Raw genomic sequence first — 24,162 nt, 5'->3', positions numbered from 1 at the left:
GGTGCATGTTGTTACGCAGATAGTAAAACGCTGCATCAGGGTGTTGTATCCTGATGCAGCGTTATCGCGTTGTGCCGTTATTTGAAAACTATTCCGGCAACACCCAGTCTGGGCGCGGGAAGTGGCAGGTATACCCGCCGGGAAAGCGTTCAAGATAGTCTTGGTGCTCCGGTTCCGCTTCCCAGAAGTCGCTTGCAGCGGCTAGCTCTGTTACGGCTTTTGCAGGCCATAATCCTGACTTGTCCACATCGGCAATCGCTTTTAGGGCTTCTTTGCGCTGTTCCTCGGACGTATAGAATATGGCGGAACGGTATGAAGAGCCTCTGTCGTTTCCTTGGCGGTTCGGCGTAGTAGGGTCGTGAATCTGAAAAAAGTACGCCAGCAGCCTGCGGAACGATATGACATCGGGGTCAAAGATTATCTCTATGGCCTCGGCATGTCCTTCATGGTTGCGGTATGTTGCGTCGGGCACGTTTCCGCCAGTGTACCCGACACGCGTGGCTTGCACGCCATCCAGTTTGCGGATGAGGTCCTGCATGCCCCAGAAACATCCGCCTGCGAGTACTGCCCGTTCTGTGCGGGTAGATTGTTTTGGCTGAGTGATCATCTCGAGCCTCCTTCTGCAAAAAGGTGCGCGTATTCGCCGTAGCCTTCTTCTTCAAGTTTTTCTGCGGGAATGAATCGCAAGGCTGCGGAGTTGATGCAGTACCGAAGCCCTGTCAACTCTCGGGGCCCGTCGGAAAAGACATGCCCCAGATGGCTGTCTCCATACCTGGAGCGTACTTCCGTGCGGATCATACCATGGCTGGTATCTTTTTTCTCGACGACGTTTGGTTCCACTGGTTTTGTAAAGCTCGGCCATCCGCAACCGGAGTCAAACTTGTCTCTGGAAGAAAACAAAGGTTCACCTGATACTATATCCACATACAGGCCAGCTTGCTTATGGTCGTGGAATTCGTTGATGAAAGGACGTTCTGTACCATTCTCCTGTGTGACTCTGCGCTGCTCGTCAGTCAGCGCTGCAACAGCTTCTGTACTTTTGGTATATTTGCGCTTCATAATGCACCTGCTTTATTTGGGAGTGTGGCGTTCTTTTTTAATAAGCATTGTGAGCGCGCTGTCGATACCGGAAGAAGCCGGAAGGGAATAGGGAGATGTAGGGGCAGATGTGGCGGTATGAAAAGAAAAAGCCCGCTTAAAGCGGGCTTACTTGCGACTTGCAGCACTACAATGACGGTGTACTGCCCCTCTGCCAGTTTAAAACTCCCTATACCGCCAATATGTTGGCGCACATAATGTTTTGAAAAACAACGGGGGGAAATGCTAATGTTGTAATGCGCTTTATTGATTTGTTTTCTGCTCCCGGCATACTTATTCTTGGTTGTGAGAGTAAGGTACCACAGCTTAAAATCTATATATAACTTGGATGCGAGCGCCGTGGCTGGTGAAGTCGGATTTAGCTTTGCCGTCGTAGTCGGCGGATAACATCCAGCTCTCATCTGCTGTTTCCCACGCCAGACCTGCACCATACTGTACACTAAATTGCTCCACGTCTGCGCCCTTGGTGGTAAAGGTCGAGCCCCCACCCGTGAAAGTTTGCGTGCTTTCCGACGTATCGCCAATAAAATCATAAGCCACCGATGCACGCACTTCAGGCTTTAATGTGCCGCCGCTTATAACGATATCCGCGTTATAACGCGCACCAACTGCCAGCTCGGCAATATCCAGACCAGTGGCCTCAGTGCGCATATTCAGCGCACCCGAACCGGTTTCTGTAAAACTATCTACATCTGCGTGGATATATTGGAAGTTGGTATAGGGCGTGATTGTGTGCACCTCATCCACCGCAAAAGGGATGCCCGCGCCGATACGCAGACCATATTCCATACCATCCGTGTCTCCATTGGCCTTACGATCAAGTCCGCCAAACGTAGTCCGGCGTGAGATTTTGATATCGTTATACGCAACGCTCGCTTGGCCTTCTACATAGTATTGACCAAAATCCTTACCGCCATAAACACCAACGCGGTAGGTATTAATACCGGTTTCATGATCGCCCGGACCATCTACGTTCACATCCGTGTGGGCATAACTGGCATTCATGCCGATACGCACATCACTGTCCAGCAACAAGTCACCGCCGAGCATAATACCAGCGGTATCAGCATTGTAACCTTGCACCCCATCGCGCAGGTCCTGATCCGATGTGGTGCCAAATCCACGTATCCACACGGATTTTCCTGACGAAGTAAGATCACCGGATGAGATGCCGCGTCCGATGCGAATATTACCCAAACGTGAATACACCAGATCAAATCCGGTAATCATATTGCCCGCTATTGCCTGCGTTGCCGCCGCACCGCCGGAAGAGTCCACCAGCATTTCAAGCCCTGCATCATTGGCTTCCGAAGCGGCCAGCCCTAAAAGTGTAGCCCGGGCTTCCGCATCGTCCTTGGTTGCAGTAAGAGCTTGAGATAAAACCCCTGATGTTTGTGGTGTTGCTCCATCAACTTCTTCATTAAGTTCTACGGTAAATTTTAATTCGGTATCATCCGACATGTCATCTTCCAGATTCAAATAAGCCGTATCACGGAAAGTAATAAGTCCAGCTGTGATCTTTCCATCAAAATCACTGGCCGCGTTTGCACCGCCAATAGCAGTCACTGTCGCCAAATTGCCAAGATCAAGACTCGCTGGATCAATACCAACCTCAAGAGGACCGGCAACTGTTACCGTGTTGCCCGACGCATTAATCAGCGCTGTCGCATCCGGATCAAAATCGCCGTCTTGCGTGCATTAATGATCGTTTTTGTTCCACTTGCACCAAGAGTGAACGATGAAGCCGTCACAATCTGGTTTCCTGCACTGATAGTTATATCACTGTTTGTACCGATGGAGAGCGCACCAGATGCATCCCTAAGTCTCAGGGTGGCACCCACACCGCTCAGTTGGGTTGTCAATGTGCCATCAATGGAAAATCCGCCGCCATTATTGTTGGAAATATTGGCATTTCCACCGCCACCAATCACTGAGAGTGTACCGTCAATATCGATCGAACCACCCTCGGTTAAGGATTCCGATATGACCACATTACCACTTGCTGTATTCAAAACCAGTGTGCCGTCAATATCAATTGCTGTGCCGGCAGCCTGTTGTGTACGCAGCGCAATCAAATTAAGAGTTGCCGTTGCTTCACTTTGCACGACAAAATTATCAATGTCGTAGTCACTGCCACCAATCCCGTTGTTAAGGGGCACATCTGATCCAGTTTCAACAATGATTTGTCCTTCACCGTCCTGAGCACCAGTAATCGTACCCGTAACAGATTGCGGGCTAGAACCATCAAATCTTAAAACAGCATCATCCGTGGTTTCGCCGGCTTCATCATCAAGGGTGATCGAGGTTACAGTTACATCGCCGGCAAATTTCGCTGTGGCCACTTTGCCGTCTGTATTGCCGCCCTCAACAATAATCGTGCTGCCAGTGACATTGTCATTAAAGTCGGCTGTTACGCTTGCAGCGTTGGCATCAATGTCAATACTATTGCCATCTACAGTACTATTGAATATAGCATTCGCACCAATCGAAATATTCGCAATGCCTCCAGAACCATTAGAGCCCAAGGCATCAAAAAAAGTAATTGTTGCTGCCGTATTGCTATTAGCAATGCCAATATACGATCCTACATCATCTGTTGTGCTGATGGTGGTTCCGTGAACGATTTGAGAGCCGTTAGCATCATAAATAAGACGTGCTTCATTATTGGCATCCCCTGTTAATGTCAGCTGCCCTGACCCTAAATCAATATCTCCTTCCACAATCAAGATACTATTATTGTCAACCGCAGATGTGGTAGCATCAATCACGATACGTAAATCATTGGCATCGGTTGCCACATCACCACTGATATCCCCAGCTACACGCAGCCATAAGTTACCGTTCTGGATTGTATTCCCGTTTGTACCAGTTAAGATCAATGTATTCGAGCCATTATCATCCAACGCAACAATGCCACTGATTTTCGCTAAATTTCCAAAGTCCTTATTGTCTGTATCATCTCCGGAAATTGTAAGCGAATCGACTGCGGTTGTTGCGTCATCGGCAAATGTAATAACTGCCGTTCCGCCGGGCTCACCGTCGTTTACGGAATCAATGACGAATGTATCCGCACCATCAATGTTGACTGTTCCACCCGCTTCAATCGCAGAGCTGACATCGGCAGCTTGAGCCGGGCGTGCAATCGGCATAACACCTATGACTGTAGCAATTGCAATGCAGACTAAAAAACGGCGGGCAGTTTTAGTAATCATACGATGCGGCCTTTGTTTTTGTACCTAATTTTCGGATAGTTGAATTATTTTGCTGAGACAATACAAAATAAAGAATAAAATATGTATGATTAAGTGATGGTTATGAGTATGAAATGTCAAATAAGGTTAAGCAGGTGCTTCTTCCTCTGCCTCGCTGCTTCATGCCTGTTAGCGTGCAGCACCACCAACACGCAAAAATCTGTGCAAAATATCTCGACGAGAGCCCGAAATGCCGGTTGACAGCCTTCGGTAATACGCACAGGGCGCATGTTTGACCTTTTTTCTTACGCATCGGTCACGCCTGACACAGCTATTCATCACCTTATTATATTTATAGAAGGAGACGGATATGCATGGCGCACGCGCCGCAGACCGTCAAACAACCCAACGCCTCGCAAAGCAATTGGATTTGAACTGGCTATGCAGTATCCTGAAAAAGAGCATACAGTTGCAATCTATCTGGCGCGGCCATGTCAATACGTTGATTTGGATACCCAGCCCTACTGCACGCCACAATATTGGACAAATCGCCGTTTCGCGCCTGAGGTGATTGATGCAGCAAATGCCGCGATTGATATTTTGAAAAACCGATACAGAGCGCATAAACTTACGCTTGCGGGTTATTCCGGCGGTGGCGCCGTGGCTGCACTGGTCGCAGCGCGGCGAGATGATGTGACAGAACTCATCACCTTTGCCGGCAATCTTGATACACAGGCATGGACAACACTCCATGATATCTCGCCGTTATCAGGCTCTTTGAGTCCGGCGGATTATTGGAACGACCTCAAGAATATTCCCCAAACACATTATGTCGGGGCACAAGATGACATTATGCCACCTGTTATTGCGCAATCGTATGCACGCCGCTTTTCTGAAAATATGCGTCCAGAAATTATTATAGAAGAAGGCTAGGACCATCACTGTTGTTGGCATAAAACACAACGCTTCTTCCGTCTTGAGCATTAGCAGACAGCTGCGCAGAAAGTGTCTCGAAACACAATCCTTCTTGTTATAATCGACAACCTCTTGAAATAGTTCATCAGCACCTGTCGTGCGCCATTCGTTTAAACTATGGTGCTGTGGACGCCTGTATATGCATGGTTTTTGAAAAATAAACGCGGCACTGGCTGTCGAATTTTGCCTGTTAGCGCAGAGGACGAAGACAAGACATACTTCCTGATCCGTCATGGCATGCCATCTAAGCGTGAAGGCAAGATTGAATCTGGGCAGTCCAAAACGATTTTTTATTGTCCAGAGTTTCATGACGTGATTGTCTATGATCGTGCCAACAATGAGTTGGCCGTCTTTAATAAGTCAGGTGCCAAGAAAGAGCGCATCATCTATTTTGATCTGTTCAGCCAGCATCTCTTCGGTCAGGCTGAATATTTCCCCGGTGCAGAAAAATATACATTGCAGCCACTCTATCGATAACGGCGTTGATGCTTTGGCCTGTGCTGATATTGATGGGCTGGAAGATATTAAATTAGTCGAAATCCAACACCAGTTTCTGGGGCCTTATAATGACAAACAGACGTTACGCTCAAATGATGTGTTTGCGTCCTTAGAATCAAGATATCGTGAATTTCCGAATTTTGGCAGATTGGTATCCGCCAGTTTTTCGGTGAAGTTTGAAAACGCTAAACGTCCGCGCATGGTCAAGGTGCGAACACCAAATGTTGCCAATTTTGATCGTAAGGAAGATTCTCACTTGATTGAAACATGGCTTAGGAAACGCGGCTTTGTGAATGAACAGAAAGGGGAAGAAGACAGCACACAACCCGTAACGCATCAGGAGAGCCATGACGCCGTATCAATCGCCGCCATGGCGTAAACTCACAGAGCTTTCTGGTGGCAAGGGCGTAAAAGCTGAATGGCAGGACTTTCCGGCAGAATTCCTTGCAATAACCAATGAGCAAGCATCAGCCATTCCCTGTAATGGCCGAGCTGGATGCTACATGAATGTCGTGCTGCATGTGCCAAGCGATATTGTCGGCATCTGTACATCTGATACCAAGCAGTGCGACCGCCGCACGCTCAAGAAATCAGAACTGGCGCTGTATCGCATTGAGCACAAAAAACTGGCCAACAAGATTGCTGAGGCCATTGGTTTTACCGAGCAACATGAAAAGATCACAGGTCATAACGCTCTTTGGAAACTTGGCGTACTGAATCCTCAAGCCGAGCATAGCTTTCCTGTCTATTGCTTTTTGGGGCAAACATCCTCGCAGCTGGATAAAATCGTCAATCAGCTTTGTATGGGCGAGCAGACGTTTCTGTTGATTGCCGCCACCAGCAACCTCATCAGCACTGCCAGCCCTGATGCGAGCAGCAGGCATAAATCCAGGCTCATCGGCATAGATGATGTGTTTGCTGTTGATGCTGCGGGTAAGGTCATGGCGAAAGATAGTGCTCAAACTATCGTCTCCAACTGGCTGGAAACGGCGTTGCCAAAATTTGCCAAGCCGGGATCGGAGTATCGATTCCCGACACCCGCAGGCGCATCATGGGAGCAGTTTGTGTTCGAATTTACTGCAACCGAAATATTGCTGGTTTCGTGTGGACAGCTTCAAGAACGGTTGGAACCTGAGCACCTGAAGATGAAGAACCAGAATTCCGGCAAGCCAACGCTACAGTGGCCATTGTTACGTCCTCTCGCCACAACAGGTGGCAGCATCTCATGGCAAGATCAGGAGGCCACTGATCGCGTAAAAAAGCAGAAGCAGGAATTAGCGAACAAGCTCAAACAATCCTTCGGCCTTTCCGAAGACCCGCTTCCATGGTCACGTAAGGAAAATTGCTATAAAGCCAGATTCACCATTCGTGCAGATGATAATGTCCTGCGTCAGCTCGCCAGAAAGTAAATCTATTGACAAGTAAACCAGTTTCGTTATAAAAAGCAAATTGGTAAGTGCGCTTACTTTATAAGTGCAAAGATTTAATTTGGAGAAAATAGCATGCTCATCATACAACACTCCGTAAAAACGAAAGCATCGCCAAAAGCCGTTTGGGCTTTATGGCAGGATATAAACAACTGGTCAAAATGGGATCACGGAATTGAACAAAGCGAACTTTTCGGTGATTTTGAGGTAGGAGCAAAGGGGTGGCTTAAACCCGTTGGTGGGCCGAAAGTCAATTTCGAAATTCTGGAGCTAGAGCCTCTCAAAACATTTCACGATCGCTCATATTTACCGCTGACAAAGTTAGATTTCATTCATACCCTTTCACAAGAGGGGGATTTTACAATTGTAACACAGCGTGTCGAAATGACGGGACTCCTAGCGTTTGTTTTTAGCAAAATCATTGGAACGGGTATAAAAAAAGACATGCCTTTAGCTATGAAGAAGCTTGTTGGACTTGCGGAGGCACATTCATGAAATACTGGCTGGGAGTTGTGAGCGAAAATCACGTCAAAAGAGGTGTTCAGGACGGCATTGCTCAAGTCTGCCATGGGAAAAAGGCTCCCTTGGCACGGATGAAAAAAGATGATTGGTTGATTTATTACTCACCGAAGACCTCTCGCGAAAATGGGGCTCTGTTACAGTGTTTTACAGCAATTGGGCAAATTGCGGATGATACTATCTACCAATACGAAATGAGTAAAACATTTTGCCCCTATCGTCGGAAGGTTATTTATGAAGATTGCTCCCCAATTTCAATAAACGCACTCAAAGACAAGCTTGATCTCAGGCAAGAAAAGAACTGGGGGGATAAGCTGCGTTTTGGCTTGATTGAGTTAAGTCAGACAGACTTTCAGGCAATCAAAGAGGCAATGGATTGTGACAACTCCCTTAAACACCAAATATAACAACGCAAGCGAAAGTCCTGGATTTCTGCTCTGGAAGGCATCTAATAAGCTTCAGCGCTTGCACCGCGCAGCTTTGAAAGAATTTGATCTGAGCCCAACACAATTTTCTGTGCTCGCCAGCATTGTTTATCTTGGTTCGGACGAAGATCAACTGACACAGGCCCTTTTATGCCAGCATACGCAAATGGATAAAATGTTGGTTTCGGATGTTGTTAGAGCCCTATGTAAAAAACAGCTTGTGACCAGATTCGCAAATCCAGCTGATCGGCGCAGCTTTATTATCACTGCCACATCTGATGGAGAAAGGCTCGCGAATAAAACAGTCAAAATTGTCGAGAGCATAGACACGGATTTTTTTTCCGATGTTCAAAATGCAAAGCTTTTCATGGATAGCCTCTGCATTATTCTGGAATGAACAGAAAATGATATAGGATATGAAATGAATAAAAGGATAAAAAGATGCAGCCCCAAGATATTTAAAACTATATTTTAGAAAGTTTCGCAGACGTAAACCCGCTGGATAGCTGGGGCGGAAAAAGCTTCTTCCTAAATCCGGGGCATCAGTTAAAACGCGGAACCTATTTTGCCACGTTGAAAGAAAAAGACGGTGACAATGACAGGCATAGACTAGTGCGAACTGGTCAATTGCCAAACCCTTGATTTCCCATGACTAAAAGCTCCGTACTTCGCTTTTCCAAGTACGGTGTTTTTATAGAGAGGAAGTCAATTGCAAATAGCAAAAAAGCCCGCAAACGCTGGGCTTTTGAGGCTATGCCGTCTCGGGCATATGAAAGTTTGTTTGTAGTCAATGGCGGAGAGGGAGAGATTCGAACTCTCGGTACCCTGTTAAGGTACACACGATTTCCAATCGTGCTCCTTCGGCCAGCTCGGACACCTCTCCGCAAGTGCGGAGAGCTAACTAGCAAGATACGGCTGGCTTGGCAAGTAAAGAAGTGCTGATTTGTTAAAAAAAGTATGAAGTGGTTCTTGGCAAGTAGCGTGAAGGGCATAGGCGAAAAAAAAGAGCACAAAGTCTGATGAACTTTGTGCCCTTCAGGGAGCCGAGCACCCGAAAGCAACTGTTACGGCTGCTCCCTCTCGGGCCTGACCGGGTTGGCAGCGCTTCCGCCGCCCGGCTCTCTTGCGTTATCTGCACACCTTGCACGAAGCAAATAAAGTGTGGCGGAGAGGGAGAGATTCGAACTCTCGGTACCCTGTTAAGGTACACACGATTTCCAATCGTGCTCCTTCGGCCAGCTCGGACACCTCTCCGCAAGAGATGGATTAGCTAGCAGACCCCGGCGTACAAGGCAAGCAAAAAATTGCTTACGGCGGAGGTTCAAGGTGTTTTCTCAGAGAGGGTGGCTAAACTAGAGAATATGGGGTGAGTATCTTAGCTCTTTTCGTTAGCGGCGCTGTAACGCTTTGGCGTATGAGCGGTGCAACGTGATTACTACTTGTTTTTGCTGTGCGCTCGTGTTTTTTACTGCTGAGGTTATTTTGCCGGAGAATAAAAAAAGAGCACCCGAGGGGTGCTCTTTTACTGTTACTTCTTGTTATGCTGTTCATCCTCGCGCGGCGCACGGCCACGGTATGAAGGAACTCAGCTACTTTTCGGCAGTTTATCGGTAGGCAGGATACGCGGGGCGACGATAAGCCACACCACAATCACAGCCAGCGGTATTAACCATGCCCACATGACTGACTCCTGTAGGGCGTTGCCGTGTTAGATTCCCATTACGTTGTAGCCTGCATCGACAAACAGTACTTCGCCGGTAACGGCGGAAGACAGGTCGGATGCAAGAAATACAGCTGTGCGGCCCACGTCTTCGATAGTCACATTACGACGCAGGGGGGCGTGTTCTTCAATGTGGGTGAGGATGGTTTTAAAGCCCGAAATACCGCTTGCTGCCAACGTTTTAATGGGGCCTGCGCTTACTGCGTTTACGCGGATACCGCGCTCACCCATATCAACTGCCAGATAACGGACAGAAGCTTCAAGCGCTGCCTTGGCTACACCCATTACGTTGTAGTTGGTAATAACTTTCTGAGAGCCGTAGTATGTCATAGTAAGCACGGAACCGCCTTCTGTCATCAGGGGCTCGAACGCTTTACATACGCAGACAAGAGAGTAGGCAGATACGTCCATGGCCAGCTTGAAGCCGTCGCGGCTGGTATCAACAAAGCGGCCATGCAGATCTTCGCGCTGGGCAAAAGCAATGGAGTGGACAATAACGTCTACATTTCCCCACTGCTCTTTTACGGTTTCAGCTGCTGCTGTAACCTGCGCATCGTCGGTTACGTCAAGAGCAAAGGTGAACTCGCCGCCCAGCTCTTCACAGATGGGATCGACACGCTTTTTAATGGCGTCGCTGGGGTAGCTGAAGGCAAGACGTGCGCCCTGAGCCTTAAATTCCTGTGCGATGCCGTAGGCGATGCTTTTGTTGTTTGCAACGCCGAGAATCAGAACTTTTTTTCCATTCAGCAGCATTCTCTTCTCCATGAAGTCCTTGCCTGCATCTAAGAAGGCAGATTCAGGCTTTTTCCGGTCAGGATGGTGTAGGCCTCTGCATATTTGCGCTGGGTTTCGTTAATAACGTCCTGAGGCAGTGCAGGGGCAGGAGGTGTTTTATCCCAATCCTGACGTGAAAGCCAGTCGCGCAGGTATTGCTTGTCGAAGCTGGGCTGGCTTTTGCCTGCTTCATAACCCGCCATAGGCCAGAAGCGCGAAGAGTCCGGTGTAAGCACTTCGTCAATAAGAAGCACTTGACCGTCAATCAGACCGAACTCAAATTTGGTGTCGGCAATAATGATGCCACGGCCTTCGGCATATTCTCTGCCTCTGGAGAAAATCTCGATGGACAGGCGCTCAATCTGCTGTGCGATGTCGTTGCCCACCAGTTCCGCGGCACGGGCGACGGAAATGTTTTCGTCATGCTCGCCCATCTCGGCCTTTGTCGAGGGGGTAAACAGCGGCGTAGCCAGCTTGTTGGACTCAACCAGTCCTTCGGGCAGGCTGTGTCCGCAAACAGAACCGGTCTTCTGGTAATCTTTCCAGCCAGAGCCGGTAATGTGGCCGCGTACGATGCACTCTACAGGCAGGGGCTTTGCCTTGCGAACCAGTACAGAACGACCTTCAAGCATGTCGGCGTACTTTTGCAGTGGCTCGGGGAAGTCTTTCACGTCAGAGGCAATCAGGTGGTTGGGGACCAGATCAGCAAAACGATCCATCCAGAACAGGGTAATGCTGTTCAGGATTACACCCTTGTAGGGGATCGGCTCGCTCATGATTACGTCAAAAGCCGACATCCGGTCGGTAGTGACGATGAGCAGTGTTTCAGCGTCAATTTCGTATATGTCACGAACTTTGCCGCGCGAAAGCAACTTGTATTCTACAATATCAGTCTTGGTTACGATCTGCATTGTCATTCCTTGCAAAGCAATGGTTATGAAATCCGCGATTCCACCGACCGTGCGTGGGCTTCCAGTCCTTCCAGGCGGGCCAGCCGGGCGATTTTGTTCGCATTAGTTTGTGTGAATGATTCAGACGCAGCAATGATGCTGGATTTTTTGCAAAACGATTGCACAGAAAGTGCTGACGAGAATCGTGCAGTACCCATAGTGGGCAGCACGTGGTTGGGACCGGCAAAATAATCGCCCACAGGTTCGGGTGAATTTGCCCCCATGAAGATTGCACCGGCATTGCGGATTTGCCCCAGCATGCCCCACGTATCCTGTACCAGCAGCTCAAGATGCTCCGGAGCGACTTTATTGGACAGGTCTACTGCTGTCTGCATGTCGGGGGTTACAACAATGGCGCTCCAGTCACGCAGCGACTCGCGGGCAATTTCTGCTCTACCCAGTTGGGCCACCTGTTTTTCAAGCTCTGCGGTAACGGCTTTTGCCAGTTCTTCGCTAGGCGTTACAAGCATGGCAGATGCAAGTGTGTCATGCTCTGCCTGCGACAGCATGTCTGCGGCAACATGAACAGGGTTTGCGTGCTCATCGGCAATGATCAGGATTTCGCTGGGGCCTGCAATCATATCAATGCCCACGGTGCCTATGAGCAGACGCTTTGCCGTGGTGACAAAAATATTGCCGGGTCCTGCAATGAAGTCGACCGGTGCGATTGTCTGCGTGCCGTAGGCAAGGGCCGCTACAGCCCATGCGGAGCCTGCACAGTAAATTTCTTCAAGGCCCAGCACATGTGCTGCGGCAAGAATATATGGATTTAAGGTGCCGTCATTGTGGGGCGGGCTGGTAACGACAATGCGTGGAACACCGGCAACCTGCGCAGGCACGGCGTTCATCAGCAAGCTGGATATAAGGGGAGTGTTTCCACCTTGTCCGCCGGGAACATACAGACCGGCACTGTCTACGGGGCGGGTCATCTGGCCCAGTACGGTACCGTCGGGACGGGTGATAAACCATGCCTCTTCTTTCTGCGCGGCATGAAAATGCCTGATATTCTCTGCTGCTTCCTTGATAATTTCAAGGTCGTTCGCAGGAATCTGGCGGGCGGCGTTTTCTATGGTACTGGGCGCGACACGCAGGGCTGTAGCGGCGAAGTCCGGACAGTCGAACTTTCTGGTGTAGCCTGCAAGAGCCGCGTCCCCGTCTGACCGGATGGCATCCATGACTTCGCGTACAATGGGCTCGACAGAGTTTTCAGGGTTTTCTCTGCCAGCCAGCATGTCGCGGATGCTTTGCCAGTCTGCTTCTGACGAATAAGTAATTGTACGACAGGGCATGGCGGTTCCTTATAATTTGTTCGCTGCGCCGAGTGTGGCGCGGTGAGCATGTTCCTTACAGGAGGCGGGGGGAAAAGTCGAGCAGCAGAAGGCGCAAACCTTAGGGCTGCAAGGGTTGAAGGCAAAGAGTCCTTCATTTGTCCGGCGTTGTTTAGCATATAGAAAAGGCCGGAGAGCAAAAGCTCTCCGGCCTGACTTGTGAGTGACACTCCGTTGCGGTTAGGCAATAGAGGTTCTTAGAAGGAGTAGGTCAGGTTTACGCCGGCCTTCCAAGCGTCGTCGGTGTCGTCGGCGCCACCGGTCCATACGCTGTCGTCAAGATCCAGCTTGATCCAACCCAGCTCAACAGCAGCGGTCAGGTTTTCGTAGATCTGGTACTTGGTGTCTACGTTAACTTCCCATGCGCTGTCTTCTTCGCTCAGGTTGCCGTTGAAGGAACCACCGTAGATGCCAGCCTTTTCGTCGTTGGTACCCTGATAGTAAGCAACGCGAACGGTGTGGGTAACATCTTCGATGAACTTGATGTCTTCAGCTGCCAGAGCAATACCCCAGGTGCCTACACCGGAGTCGGAAACGATGCTGTCGCTCAGGATGCCTGCGCCGCCGTCAAAACCGAAAGAGGTGGGAGCAAAGCCTGCAGCGGAGACGATGGGCAGACGCTCGGAGCCGTCACTGTAGTCGTCGTCGTCACCGGTGCCGTACCAAGCGGTCATGGTGGGGGTGAACATGTCCATCTTGTATGCCAGCTTACCGGTCAGGAACCAACCGGAAGCTTCTTCAGCTTCGGTGTCGGTGTCTACTGCACCATAGATGGCATCAGCGGAGAACACGATGGGGTCGAACATGGTCAGTTCGAATGCGGCACCACCCCACCATGCGGTGGCGTCGTCACCAGTGATATCGCGATCGTTGAAGCTTACGCCGGCATCTTTGCCGATCATGCCGTAAACAACGTAAGGAGTAAGAGCGAAACCGTCACCCTTTACGTCGAATACCAGACCAGCCATGTCGAACTCGTCTTTCAGGTTCTGGTTGGTGTCGTCGCCGTTGTTCAGGTCGTAAGGACGTGCCCAGAAAGCGGTCAGGCTGTACATGTCGTTGAAAGCGTAGGAAGCTACAATAGCTGCTACGTCGTCATCGAAAACAGGGTTGCCGGCAACAGCGGAAGGCAGTGCCAGACCCTGCAGACCCATACGAATCTGCAGTGCCGTGCTGGGTACAGCAAAGTCGATGTAAGCGCGGCGGGTTTCGATGTTCACGCCGTCAGTGCCCAGTGCACCACCGGAACCACGGCCTACGGTTTCAGCGTCACCCCAAGTGGTTTCGCCGATTTCGAAGAACAAGGTACCGGATACGTTTTCAGAAGCAGTAATTACGGTCTGAACACGTACACGCTGACGTGCGCCGAAGTCGTCTTCAGAGTTTTTGCTTTTATCTGCGTCTCTGAAGCCCGTGTTGTCGGTCCATTCGAACGCGAAGTCGAACTGACCGGTGGTCTTGATGTCGGCAGCAGCAGCACCTGCAACCGAAGCCATCACGAATGCTGCAGCAAGCAGCAGGGAAGTGATGCGTTTCATGTTTTTGTTCCTTCCTTGTTTTGTTTGAACAAATCCTATGCATACATCCGTGTATGTATAGGTTGAATTTTTTGTACCTCCACAAATAATTATTGGCAAGGGGAAAATGAAAAAAAGTATAAAAAATTTTACTACTGAAGGCGTTGTGGGGTAGAGATGTGAGAGGGGGATTGAATGGAACTTATTGTTTTAAATAGGTGGGATGCCGTTTGTCTTGCGTGCAGCTTGTCAAGGAAATTTATTGCTTGCTGTGCGGGAAAGTGTGGCTCACAGATTGTCCTGCAGGTATCTGACTGTAGAAAACCGTAACCCGCCGGATGGAAAGCTTCCGGCGGGTTAAAAAAGGGACATTTCCCATTGTGAGCGTAAATGGTGGAAGTTAGAAGCGGTATGTCAGGTTGACGCCACATCTCCATGCATCTTCTGTGTCATCATCAGCTCCCCATACTTCATCGTCGAGATCAAGTTTGATCCAGCCCAGTTGAAGGGCGGCTGTCAGATTTTCGTAGATCTGGTAGTTGGTGTCTACGTTAATTTCCCACGCACTGTCTTTTTCGCTTAGATTCAGGTTTGTTGTATTATAGATGTCTGCATCTTTGTCGTTGGTTCCTTCATAGTAGCCAACTCTGACTGCGTGGGAGATATCTTCGAAGAATTTGATGTCTTCTGCCGCCAGAACCACACCCCAGGTGCCTGCGCCAGAGCGAGAAAGGATCCGGTCTCTCAGAATGCCTGCACCACCGTCAAAGCCGAAGGATGTGGGGGAGAAACCGGCGGGTGATATCACAGGCAGACGCTCTGTTCCGTCAGTGCTGTCGTCATCGTCACCGGAGCCGTACCATGCTGTCAGCGTCGGCGTGAACATGTCCAACTTATACGCCAGCTTGCCTGTCAGGAACCAGCCGGAAGCTTCAGCTGCATCATTGTCAGTACCAACAGCGCCGTAGATAGCGTCTGCATAAAAAACGATGGGGTCGAACATGTTCAACTCAAAAGCTGTACCTGCCCACCAAGCCGAAGCATCATCGCCGGTGACTGCAACATTGTTGAACGACACACCGGCATCTTTTCCGATAAGCCCATATACACCGTAAGGTGAAATCGAGAAGCCATCACCATTGATATCTAATACCAATCCGGTAAAGTCGAACTCATCTTTCAGGTTTTGGTTTGTGGTATCGCCGTTGTTAATATTGTACGGGCGGGCCCAGAATGCGCTAAGGCTGAACATGTCATTGAAAGAGTATGATCCGACAATGGCAGCCACATCATCATCCATTACCGGACTCCCCGCAACTGCTGCGGGCAAAGCCAGACCTTGTAAGCCCATTCGAAATTGAAGGTCTGTGCCGGGAACAAAAAAATCAATGTATGCGCGACGGGTTTCAATGTTTACTCCGTCAGTACCAAGTGCCCCCCCCCTGCGCATCATTGCCCCATGCTATCTCACCAATTTCAAAGAACAGCGTACCTGCTACATTTTCAGAGGTGGCAATGACACTTTGAACTCGTACACGTTGTCTTGCATCAACGTCGTCTTCTGAATTGCGGTCTTCATCTGTCGCGTAGAAATTTGTGTTGTCTGTCCACTGGAGTGCGAAATCAAATTGTCCGGTGGTTTTGATAGTTGCAGCGGAAGCTACTGCAAATGAGCTTGCCACCAATAGCAGTGCCAATAGGAACTTTGGGATGCGTTTCATTTGTGTATCCTTCTTTCTTTGCGCCTTGTGATAGCGGAACGCTTCGCGTGGCTTTGGTGAGTCTGTTAAATATATTTCGAATAGAAAAAAATTCTACCATCTGCGGGTAGCATTACATTGCTTAATATTGCCGTTATGTCAGAGTTGCTTTGATAGTGGATTGTTATTGATGCTTGAGACACGGAGAGGATATTCGCGAGTAGCAAACATCAGTAAAAAGTTGATGGAAGTACGTAACACACAAAAAATCCGGAGGCCTTGCGGCCTCCGGCGTCAAAAGCATCAGGAACTAATCAGCTTAGAAGCTGTAGGTCAGGTTTACGCCAGCCTTCCAAGCATCGTCGGTGTCGTCGCTGCCCCAAACATCTTCGTCGAGGTCAAGCTTAATCCAGCCGAGTTCGACAGCGGCAGTCAGGTTTTCGTAAATCTTGTAGTTGGTGTCGAAGTTCACTTCCCAAGCGTTGTCTTCTTCGGTCAGGTTACCGAAATCAACGCCGCTGTTTTCGTCGTTGGTTCCCTTTACATAGGCAACGCGAACAACGTGGGTTACGTCTTCGATGAACTTGATGTCTTCAGCAACCAGAGCAACACCCCAGGTGCCTGCGCCTGTGTTGGACAGACGCATACCAGTCAACAGGCCAGCAGCGCCGTCAAAGCCGAAGGTTGTAGGAGCAAAGCCAGCGGGAGAAACAACAGGCAGCTGCTCGGAGCCGTCGTTGGCGTCGTCGTCGTCGCCAGTGCCGTACCAAGCCCAGATGCCGGGAGTGAACATGTCCATCTTGTAGTTCAATTTACCAGCCAGGAACCAGCCGGTGGCATCGTTACCTTCGTCGTCGCCAGCGTCACGGTCGCCGTAGATGGCGTCGATAGCGAAAACGATGGGGTCGAACATGGTCATTTCGAAAGCAGCGCCAGCCCACCAGGTGGTGGCGTCGTCAGCGAAGCCAGCCTGATCAGCACCCTGCCAAGCGTACACGAAGTAAGGATCAAGGCTGTAGCCGTCGCCGTTTACGCCGAGGATAAGACCTGTCATGTCGAATTCGTCTTTCAGGTTTCTGTTAGTAGCAGCATCAAAGTCACCACTGTTGGTGTCAGCAGGACGTGCCCAGAAGCCGGTCAGACCGAACATGTCGTTGAAAGCGTAGCTTGCAACGATAGCAGCTACGTCGTCATCGAAAACAGGGTTGCCGCCCACAGCGGAGGGCAGAGCAAGACCCTGCAGACCCATACGGATCTGAAGATCGGTGCTGGGAACTGTGAAGTCAATGTAAGCACGGCGGGTTTCGATGTTAACACCGTCGGTGCCCAAGGCACCACCAGCGCCACGGCCTACGCTATCACCCTGACCCCAAGCGATGTTGCCGATTTCGAAGAACAGGGTACCGGATACGTTCTCGGAAGCGGTGATTACGGTCTGAATACGAACACGCTGCTGAGCAGAGAAGTCGTCTTCGGAATCGTCATCGTCATCGGTTTCTTTGAAGTTGGTGTTGTCAGTCCACTCGAAAGCGAAGTCGAACTGACCGGTGGTTTTGAACTCGGCAGCAGAAGCACCGGCGATGGAGCCGAACACGAAAGCTGCTGCGAGAAGCAGAGTAGCAATACGTTTCATTTTTCTTCCTTCCTTCTTTTGCGAAAAAAACGTTGTTCCTGATGCGGATGACCTTAATACGATGAAAAGGGTTTATCGCAGTCTTGTTTCGGGCGCAAGGGGGTGAGTTGGAAAAAGTATAAAAATTTTTACTGTCAAAAATTTTGGTCTTGAGTGATTTACGTCTGTTTCGAGTTTTGTCGAGATTTATTCATCTGTAAAATATGATTATTTATGGTTATGCGAGGGCCTGTGCACTCAATTTTGGTTTTCATGCGTTACCTATTATTTTTTTGAGGTCAGCCTGTGGTTTTTTGTAATTTGCTGTTTTTTATACATTCATAAATGTATGTATAACGCGAGAGTGGTATAAAAAATTGAACAGGCATGTTGGCGAAAATGCCTGTTCTCGATTGGCGCTTAGGTTGTCGAAATTACCTTTTGCCTAACGTACAGATGCACCTTATCCGTCTTCTTTCCCTTAGCTGAACTTGGGTTCTGGACAATACAGGTCGTTGCAATCATCCCGTAATAAGGTGATAACTCCTGCATGGATCAACTTGATATTTCTCTTATCCCGACGACTCCCGGAGTCTACCTATATAAAGATGCTACCGGCAAAGTGGTGTACGTAGGCAAGGCAAAGCACTTGCGACGTCGTGTTGCTTCATACTTTCGTGACATGCAGCGGCATACGCCTAAAACAAGAGCCATGCTGCGCAGTGCTGAAACAGTGGAAACGCTTTCCACAACCACGGAAAAAGAAGCTTTGCTTCTGGAAGCCAGCCTCATCAAGAAGCATCGGCCCAGATATAACATTCTGCTGCGTGACGATAAGCAGTACGTATTGTTCCAGCTGACCAAAAAGCATCATTGGCCGCGTCTGGTTTTGACAAGGCGCGTCCGTAAGGATGGCTCGGCGTACTTCGGGCCGTTTACTTCCAGTCAGGCAGCACGGCAAACATGGAAAGCCATCCACAAAGTGTTTCCTCTGCGGCGTTGTTCCGACAAAGCTTTTAACAACAGGGTTCGCCCTTGTTTGTATCATTTTATGAATCAGTGCCCCGGACCTTGTGTGCTTGATGTAAGCCGAGAAGATTATATGAAAATGGTTCACAAGGTTGAGATGCTTCTGACGGGGCGCTCTTCAGAGCTGATGGATATACTGCGTAATGATATGGAGGCGGCAAGCGAAGCGCTTGAGTTTGAAACTGCCGCAGTATTGCGGGACCAGTTACAAGCCATAGAGCGTACTGTGGAGCGGCAGGCTGCCATTTTGCCCGGTGTGCATGATATGGACGCAGTGGGGCTGGCCGAAGCTGGTGGTGGCCTGGCACTTAGCGTGCTGTTTATCAGGCGTTCTGTGTTGCTTGATAAGCGTAATTTCTTTTGGCCGGGGCTCACTCTTGAAGAGGGCCCAGAGGTGCTTCTCAGCTTTCTTTCGCAGTATTACGGGCCGGGGAGCTTTGTCCCCCCTCGCGTACTGGTGCCGTGGGATATCCGTCATGATGAACATGACGACGAAGAAGGAGCACCTGCAGCGGTGTGCCTGCCCCCTACAGAGCAGGCTGGTTCTGAACACTATGGTGCGGATTCAGTTGAAGAAGCTGAGGCGGTTGACTCCTCTGCGGTAATAGCAAACTCGGCCAATCCCGTAGGTCAATCTTTTGGGCAGAGAGGATCGTCAGATAGCAGGCAGGATACCTTTGTAAACTCTGCTCTGGCTGAAGCGCAGGGGGCACACCCCCGCGCATCTGTTCGGACGCAGGCTGCTGCTTTGACTGGTATGGCTTGTGCTGTGGGCAATGATAAGGATGTAACAGAGGCAGAGTCTGACCTTTTTTTGCTATGTGATGATAAAACGGGTGAGCGTGCTGCTGGTGCAGGTCCAGAGACGCCTTCAGCTTCTGATCATCTGTCGTTAGCGCCTGCAGAACCGGCGACACCTGCTGTGGAATTGAGGGCAGAAACATGTCCGTATGAAAGTTTGGTTGCCGCAGATACCGCAGGCAGTTCTGCCTTACCTGCTGTGGCGGAAATGTTGTCTGAGTTGCGGGGAGCGCCTGTGCGAGTTTTGCCGCCCCGTAATGCAACGGAAAATCAACTTGTGACTATGGCAACAGAAAACGCCCGTGAAGATGCTAAGGCAGAGCGACGACCTGATGTTGCCAGCGTCATAGCGGCAAAACTGGGTATGAAGACTCCGCCTGTGCGTATTGAGGCGGTAGACGTATCGCATACCGGAGGCCGCGACACCCGCGTGGGAGTCGTGGTGTTTGAAAACGGAGCTCCGGCAAAAGACCAATACCGTACCTACGCTTTTGCGGACGAAGATGCCGGTGGTGATGATACCGGTGTGCTGGCCCAGTGGGCAGTGCGGCGTGTTCAGTCCGGTCCGCCGTGGCCGGATCTTCTGCTGGTAGACGGAGGGCGGGGGCAGTTGAATGCTGTAATGGCATCGCTGGAGCAATGTTCCAGTGCAGAGTTATTTGCTGTAGCCTCTATTGCGAAGGCACGCGACGAGGAAACAGGGCGGGCGGATAGGCGCGCCGGAAATATCAGCGACAGAATATTCCTGCCCGGGCGTAGCAATCCTGTAAATTTTAAATCCGGCTCACCGGAATTGCTTTTTTTGCAACATGTGCGTGATACCGTGCACGACTATTCTATAGGCAGGCACCGCAAAGCACGTAGCGGCGCGGCCCTTTCCGGAGAGCTTTTACGAATGCCGGGCATCGGGCCATCCACGGCAAAGCTGCTATGGGAACATTTTGCCAGCCTTCAGGAAATGGTAGACGCAGGCGAAAAGGGCCTTGCCGCATTGCCTGGAATTGGCAAAGCCAAGGCAAAGGTCATATACCAGGGGCTGAAAAGGCTAGTAGGCTGATTGCATCGGAGACTGGCTGAAGGACTGCTGTCCGACTATTGAGGCTCTCATATCAATAGGTATGAGGAGAAGGTGACATAAATGTTTGATGCTGATGTTGCTAAACGACTCTCCGGCAGGGGAGAGAATCTGACTGCCATTGTCGATGCCGCAGGAGAGTTTGCTTATCTCTCTGATGGGTTCGCACAACTTTGTGCAGACTATCTGTCCGCAGATACTGCCTTTGTGTTGCCAGAGCAGAATAAAGCGGATGCTTTGCTGGCAGAAATGGCAACTATACAGGCAAGTAGTATACTTTCTCTTTTTTACGGGCTACCTGTTTTGCCGGTTCAAGAGCCATGGAAAGGGGCTGTACGCTTAAATGGGTGCAGTGAACCTTTGTTGATGGAGATTACTCCGCTGCCTGTGTCGTCGCTTTCGGCTGGGGCTGCGCTTGAGGGGTGTTGTTATATGCTCCACGTCTCCCCCTGCTCTGTGTCCGTACGTATGCAGTGTGCCGGAAGGTTTGCTCGCGGGCTGGCACACGACTTTAATAATGCCTTGGCGTCGATAATGGGGTTTGCAGAACTGGCCGCCGGTCAGTCCGGTCCCGAAGGCAACAGGGAATTATTGAAACGCAGTGTGGCGAATGTACTGAAAGGCTGTGAACGTGCAGGGCACGTATTAGAGCGCGCCCGTACTGTTGCAGGGCGTGTGGCTTTAGAAAAAAGGCCGTTTCAGCCTGAAAAATTACTTGAGCGTTGGTATACACGCCTTTCGCCGTTACTGCCGGATACAGTGATATTGGCGCCGCCTGCTGTTTCTGTAAAAGCCAATTCCGGAATTCCTTTCAGAACAGTCACGTGCCAGCCTTTGCCGACTGTTCACATAGATATCGGCTGGCTGGATATGGCGTTTGAAGAAGTCTGGAAAAATGCGCTGGCTGCAATGCCTTCCGGCGGGAAATTGCAGATAGGCAGTGCAGTTTGCCCTGCCTGCGGAATATCAGTGGAGTCTGAGGAGGGTGCGTTTGCAACCTCTGTAGGGGATTCTTGTGACGAAACCGGTGAAACAGGCTCGCAGCGCTTGTGGATAGTGTTATGGATTGAGGATTCCGGTTACGGCATGAGCAAAGAGTTGCAGCAGCGTGCCGTAGAGCCTTTTTATACCGGTCAGGCTGCTCAGGCGGAACGGAGGGGGCAGGCTGATGCCGGAGGCCAAGGGTGGGGACTTTCACTTGCTTGGGGAGTACTGGCGGCACATGGGGGGCGACTTGAAATTGACTCCGTTGAAGGTGGCGGGTGCAGAGTGTACTTCTGGCTTCCCGCGGGAGAGTAATTTCAGTTTTTGGCAGGGCGGAATGATTCGGAGGGGTTGTGGCAAAAGTTCTTATTGTTGATGATGACGATCTGTTCTGCGAGATGGTCGCTTCTGCGCTGGAGTTGAACGGGCATGAAGTACGCAGTGCCGGAACGGTGCGTCAGGGGCTTGAGGCCTGCCGGACCGGCGCGTTTGATGTGGTATTTCTTGATATTCGTCTGCCGGATGGTAACGGACTGGAGCAGATTCCGGTAATCAGTTCATGTCCTTCAGAACCAGAAATTATTATTATTACCGCCGCGGGTGATCCGCACGGAGCAGAGCTGGCAATATCCAGCGGTGCATGGGATTATCTGAGTAAGCCTTCTCCGCTGGATGAACTGTTACTGACTTTGCAGCGTGCATTGCGTTACCGCAAACGTAAGGCCAATTTTATACCGCGGGTAGCTGAAAGGCAGGGGATTGTCGGAAACAGTCCGCGAATGCAGGCCTGCCTCGATTTGATGGCTGAATTTGCTCCTTCTGAAGCTGCAGTGCTGATCAGTGGAGAAACTGGAACCGGTAAAGAGCTTTTCGCCAGAGCGATACATAAAAACAGTGCACGGGCAGCGGGGCCGTTTATTACAGTTGATTGTGCCGCCATAGCAAAAAATCTGATTGAAAGTGAGTTGTTCGGCTATGAAAAAGGGGCCTTCACCGGTGCTGACCGCGCCCGTGACGGCCTTTTTTTGCAGGCGGACGGCGGAACTCTGTTTCTTGATGAAGTAGGGGAGCTTCCGCTTTCTCAGCAAAAAGCCTTTTTGCGGGTATTGCAGGAACGGACTTTCCGGCGTGTAGGCGGAGAGAAAGAGCTGCATAGCGACTTTCGTCTGGTAGCGGCAACCAATAGGGACTTGCGGGCGATGGTCAAGCGCGGTGCCTTTCGTGAAGATTTGCTTTTCCGTCTGCAGGCAGTGCTTCTTAAATTGCCGCCTTTACGCGACAGAGGCCGCGATATTCAGGAACTTGCGCTTTATCATCTTGAAAAACTTTGCCTGCGCTACAAGCTGACGCATAAAAAAATGTCGGCAGAAGCTTCCCGTTTTTTGCTGGACTATCCGTGGCCCGGAAATGTCCGCGAACTGGTGCATGTGATTGAGCAGGCAGTCGTTGCTGCACGCAATGAGCAGACGTTACAGCCGGAACACTTGCCCAGAAGCATACGAGCTGTCGCCATGGGGCACAGAATGCAGCAGAAGTCCGAAGGCTCCGGAAGAGAGGCCGACACAATTTCTTCATCTGTAGTAGGTCAGGTTGTGGCGGATACAGGTCCCAATCAGCTTTTGCCGACGTGGAAGGCCTATCGGGAAAACGTGATGACGGAGATGGAGCGGCACTACCTGTTAAAATTGTTGGATGAAGCAGATGGAAATATCTCTCAAGCAGGAAGAATCTCAGGTCTTTCCAGACAACGATTGTATGCGTTGCTCAAACGTAACGGCATCAATCGTGCGTGGCCGCAGGGCAACTCGGGTGCAGAAGAGTAACAGGCTGTCATTTAGGAGAGGATTATGTCTCTTATTTAAAGATAATGTAAGCTATTTGTTTACACTTTTTGCCTTGCCTGTAAGTTAGATTGAAAATAAAATATAATAATGCTTGCATATTATCATGCAAAGCATTCTTGGTACGCCTTTTGTATCTCTCCGAGCCATGGATCATGCTTCGAGGGAGGTACGCCATGATTTCTGATTTGACCAAGATTGTTCACGGAGTAGTACTGGGCAGTCCTAAGCCTGCAAAGGCGCTGGCACAAGATGTGGGGAAACCTTATTCAACCTTGTTACGGGAAATTAATCCGTACGATGGCGGGGCGAAACTGGGGGCGGATACTCTGTTGTCAATAATGAAGGAAACAAAGAATATTGAGCCATTGCAGTATATGGCAGAACAACTAGGGTATAAGATTGAAAGAACTCAGAAAGATTGATGCGAAGCGGGCATGAGCCCGCTTTTTTTGTATGCAGAAAACCCCCCGCTAGGCGGGGGGTTCCGTAAAGCTTAAAGCTATAGAGATATTAGTAAAACTCCTTTTGATTTGCTAACTAATCCCTGCGGTCTGGCAACTGCAGGTGGCAAATCAAAAGGAGGCCACAATGGGTGACACTAAGAGTTTAGCCCACACAAAATGGAACTGCAAATACCACGTAGTGTTTGCGCCAAAGTATCGGCGGCAAGTTTTTTACGGAGAGAAGAAGCGCGC

At 50.1% G+C, this 24,162-nt stretch carries 24 protein-coding genes, 2 tRNA genes and 1 other RNA gene; 13 read left to right on the top strand and 14 right to left on the bottom strand.

Going from position 1 to position 24,162, the window contains the following annotated elements; all coding sequences use genetic code 11:
* Nucleotides 1-88: 88 nt before the first annotated feature.
* The 4 genes from msrA to ACK5LI_RS04670 form a co-directional block, all read right to left on the bottom strand.
* Nucleotides 89-607 carry a peptide-methionine (S)-S-oxide reductase MsrA gene (gene msrA / locus ACK5LI_RS04685; RefSeq protein ID WP_416946719.1) on the bottom strand — a complete coding sequence of 173 codons (519 nt, stop codon included), beginning with the start codon at nucleotides 605-607 and terminating at the stop codon, nucleotides 89-91.
* Nucleotides 604-1,059, bottom strand: a complete 456-nt coding sequence (gene msrB, locus ACK5LI_RS04680) for a peptide-methionine (R)-S-oxide reductase MsrB (RefSeq protein ID WP_416946717.1) — start codon at nucleotides 1,057-1,059, stop codon at nucleotides 604-606. Before msrB ends, msrA begins: the two co-directional genes overlap by 4 nt.
* Nucleotides 1,060-1,404: 345 nt before the next feature.
* Nucleotides 1,405-2,664, bottom strand: a complete 1,260-nt coding sequence (locus ACK5LI_RS04675; RefSeq protein WP_416946767.1) for an autotransporter outer membrane beta-barrel domain-containing protein — start codon at nucleotides 2,662-2,664, stop codon at nucleotides 1,405-1,407.
* A gap of 89 nt (nucleotides 2,665-2,753) precedes the next feature.
* On the bottom strand, nucleotides 2,754-4,310 hold the full coding sequence (locus ACK5LI_RS04670; RefSeq protein WP_416946715.1) for a beta strand repeat-containing protein: 1,557 nt from the start codon (nucleotides 4,308-4,310) through the stop codon (nucleotides 2,754-2,756).
* A gap of 267 nt (nucleotides 4,311-4,577) precedes the next feature.
* Here ACK5LI_RS04670 and ACK5LI_RS04665 point away from each other — a divergent pair, with 267 nt between their 5' ends.
* The 8 genes from ACK5LI_RS04665 to ACK5LI_RS04630 all read left to right on the top strand — a co-directional run bounded on the left by ACK5LI_RS04665 (nucleotide 4,578) and on the right by ACK5LI_RS04630 (nucleotide 8,775).
* On the top strand, nucleotides 4,578-5,222 hold the full coding sequence (locus tag ACK5LI_RS04665; protein WP_416946713.1) for a hypothetical protein: 645 nt from the start codon (nucleotides 4,578-4,580) through the stop codon (nucleotides 5,220-5,222).
* Nucleotides 5,223-5,414: 192 nt separating this feature from the next.
* A complete protein-coding gene (locus ACK5LI_RS04660) occupies nucleotides 5,415-5,741 on the top strand; it encodes a hypothetical protein (RefSeq protein WP_416946711.1) in 327 nt (108 codons plus the stop codon).
* Nucleotides 5,704-6,141 carry a hypothetical protein gene (locus tag ACK5LI_RS04655; RefSeq protein ID WP_416946709.1) on the top strand — a complete coding sequence of 146 codons (438 nt, stop codon included), beginning with the start codon at nucleotides 5,704-5,706 and terminating at the stop codon, nucleotides 6,139-6,141. Before ACK5LI_RS04660 ends, ACK5LI_RS04655 begins: the two co-directional genes overlap by 38 nt.
* Nucleotides 6,110-7,171 carry a hypothetical protein gene (locus tag ACK5LI_RS04650; RefSeq protein ID WP_416946707.1) on the top strand — a complete coding sequence of 354 codons (1,062 nt, stop codon included), beginning with the start codon at nucleotides 6,110-6,112 and terminating at the stop codon, nucleotides 7,169-7,171. The genes ACK5LI_RS04655 and ACK5LI_RS04650 overlap by 32 nt, the downstream gene beginning before the upstream one ends.
* A 93-nt stretch (nucleotides 7,172-7,264) precedes the next feature.
* Entirely contained in the window at nucleotides 7,265-7,684 is a 420-nt protein-coding gene (locus ACK5LI_RS04645; RefSeq protein ID WP_416946705.1) for an SRPBCC family protein, read from the top strand.
* The gene (locus ACK5LI_RS04640) at nucleotides 7,681-8,115 is read left to right on the top strand and encodes an EVE domain-containing protein (RefSeq protein ID WP_416946703.1); all 435 of its coding nucleotides are present in this window, start codon (nucleotides 7,681-7,683) and stop codon (nucleotides 8,113-8,115) included. The genes ACK5LI_RS04645 and ACK5LI_RS04640 overlap by 4 nt, the downstream gene beginning before the upstream one ends.
* Complete coding sequence (locus tag ACK5LI_RS04635) at nucleotides 8,087-8,530, top strand: MarR family winged helix-turn-helix transcriptional regulator (RefSeq protein WP_416946701.1); 444 nt, start codon at nucleotides 8,087-8,089, stop codon at nucleotides 8,528-8,530. Before ACK5LI_RS04640 ends, ACK5LI_RS04635 begins: the two co-directional genes overlap by 29 nt.
* A gap of 71 nt (nucleotides 8,531-8,601) precedes the next feature.
* Entirely contained in the window at nucleotides 8,602-8,775 is a 174-nt protein-coding gene (locus ACK5LI_RS04630; RefSeq protein ID WP_416946765.1) for a DUF6194 family protein, read from the top strand.
* Between the two features lie 149 nt (nucleotides 8,776-8,924).
* Here ACK5LI_RS04630 and ACK5LI_RS04625 read toward each other — a convergent pair.
* From ACK5LI_RS04625 to ACK5LI_RS04580, 10 genes are all read right to left on the bottom strand, one after another.
* Nucleotides 8,925-9,016: transfer RNA gene (locus ACK5LI_RS04625), tRNA-Ser, on the bottom strand.
* Between the two features lie 148 nt (nucleotides 9,017-9,164).
* Nucleotides 9,165-9,260: signal recognition particle sRNA small type (gene ffs, locus ACK5LI_RS04620), an RNA gene on the bottom strand.
* Between the two features lie 35 nt (nucleotides 9,261-9,295).
* Nucleotides 9,296-9,387, bottom strand: a tRNA-Ser gene (locus ACK5LI_RS04615).
* A gap of 454 nt (nucleotides 9,388-9,841) precedes the next feature.
* Entirely contained in the window at nucleotides 9,842-10,606 is a 765-nt protein-coding gene (gene fabI, locus ACK5LI_RS04610; protein ID WP_416946699.1) for an enoyl-ACP reductase FabI, read from the bottom strand.
* 29 nt (nucleotides 10,607-10,635) lie between these two features.
* Nucleotides 10,636-11,538: a phosphoribosylaminoimidazolesuccinocarboxamide synthase gene (locus tag ACK5LI_RS04605; RefSeq protein WP_416946697.1), complete on the bottom strand. Its 903-nt coding sequence runs from the start codon at nucleotides 11,536-11,538 to the stop codon at nucleotides 10,636-10,638.
* Nucleotides 11,539-11,561: 23 nt separating this feature from the next.
* Nucleotides 11,562-12,866 carry a histidinol dehydrogenase gene (gene hisD, locus ACK5LI_RS04600; RefSeq protein WP_416946695.1) on the bottom strand — a complete coding sequence of 435 codons (1,305 nt, stop codon included), beginning with the start codon at nucleotides 12,864-12,866 and terminating at the stop codon, nucleotides 11,562-11,564.
* Nucleotides 12,867-13,102: 236 nt separating this feature from the next.
* Nucleotides 13,103-14,443, bottom strand: coding sequence for an outer membrane homotrimeric porin (locus ACK5LI_RS04595; protein ID WP_416946693.1), 1,341 nt, complete (start codon nucleotides 14,441-14,443; stop codon nucleotides 13,103-13,105).
* 379 nt (nucleotides 14,444-14,822) lie between these two features.
* Nucleotides 14,823-15,875: an outer membrane homotrimeric porin gene (locus ACK5LI_RS04590; RefSeq protein WP_416946691.1), complete on the bottom strand. Its 1,053-nt coding sequence runs from the start codon at nucleotides 15,873-15,875 to the stop codon at nucleotides 14,823-14,825.
* Nucleotides 15,844-16,143, bottom strand: a complete 300-nt coding sequence (locus tag ACK5LI_RS04585; RefSeq protein WP_416946689.1) for a hypothetical protein — start codon at nucleotides 16,141-16,143, stop codon at nucleotides 15,844-15,846. The genes ACK5LI_RS04590 and ACK5LI_RS04585 overlap by 32 nt, the downstream gene beginning before the upstream one ends.
* Before the next feature lie 298 nt (nucleotides 16,144-16,441).
* Nucleotides 16,442-17,755 (bottom strand): outer membrane homotrimeric porin, encoded by a 1,314-nt coding sequence (locus ACK5LI_RS04580; protein ID WP_416946687.1) that lies wholly within the window; start codon nucleotides 17,753-17,755, stop codon nucleotides 16,442-16,444.
* Nucleotides 17,756-18,284: 529 nt separating this feature from the next.
* On the opposite strand from ACK5LI_RS04580, the gene uvrC reads away from it, so the two are divergent.
* From uvrC to ACK5LI_RS04555, 5 genes are all read left to right on the top strand, one after another.
* Nucleotides 18,285-20,621, top strand: coding sequence for an excinuclease ABC subunit UvrC (uvrC, locus tag ACK5LI_RS04575; RefSeq protein ID WP_416946685.1), 2,337 nt, complete (start codon nucleotides 18,285-18,287; stop codon nucleotides 20,619-20,621).
* A gap of 81 nt (nucleotides 20,622-20,702) precedes the next feature.
* Nucleotides 20,703-21,938 carry an ATP-binding protein gene (locus ACK5LI_RS04570; protein ID WP_416946683.1) on the top strand — a complete coding sequence of 412 codons (1,236 nt, stop codon included), beginning with the start codon at nucleotides 20,703-20,705 and terminating at the stop codon, nucleotides 21,936-21,938.
* A gap of 38 nt (nucleotides 21,939-21,976) precedes the next feature.
* Nucleotides 21,977-23,446 carry a sigma-54-dependent transcriptional regulator gene (locus ACK5LI_RS04565; RefSeq protein WP_416946681.1) on the top strand — a complete coding sequence of 490 codons (1,470 nt, stop codon included), beginning with the start codon at nucleotides 21,977-21,979 and terminating at the stop codon, nucleotides 23,444-23,446.
* 194 nt (nucleotides 23,447-23,640) lie between these two features.
* Nucleotides 23,641-23,889 carry a phage regulatory CII family protein gene (locus ACK5LI_RS04560; protein WP_416946679.1) on the top strand — a complete coding sequence of 83 codons (249 nt, stop codon included), beginning with the start codon at nucleotides 23,641-23,643 and terminating at the stop codon, nucleotides 23,887-23,889.
* 166 nt (nucleotides 23,890-24,055) lie between these two features.
* A partial coding sequence (locus ACK5LI_RS04555) for a transposase (protein WP_416945781.1) occupies nucleotides 24,056-24,162 on the top strand: 107 nt, incomplete at its 3' end.

Origin of the sequence: Oleidesulfovibrio sp., from assembly GCF_047973035.1 — a bacterium.
GTDB lineage: Bacteria > Desulfobacterota > Desulfovibrionia > Desulfovibrionales > Desulfovibrionaceae > Oleidesulfovibrio.
This window is presented reverse-complemented; position numbering and strand designations above follow the sequence as displayed.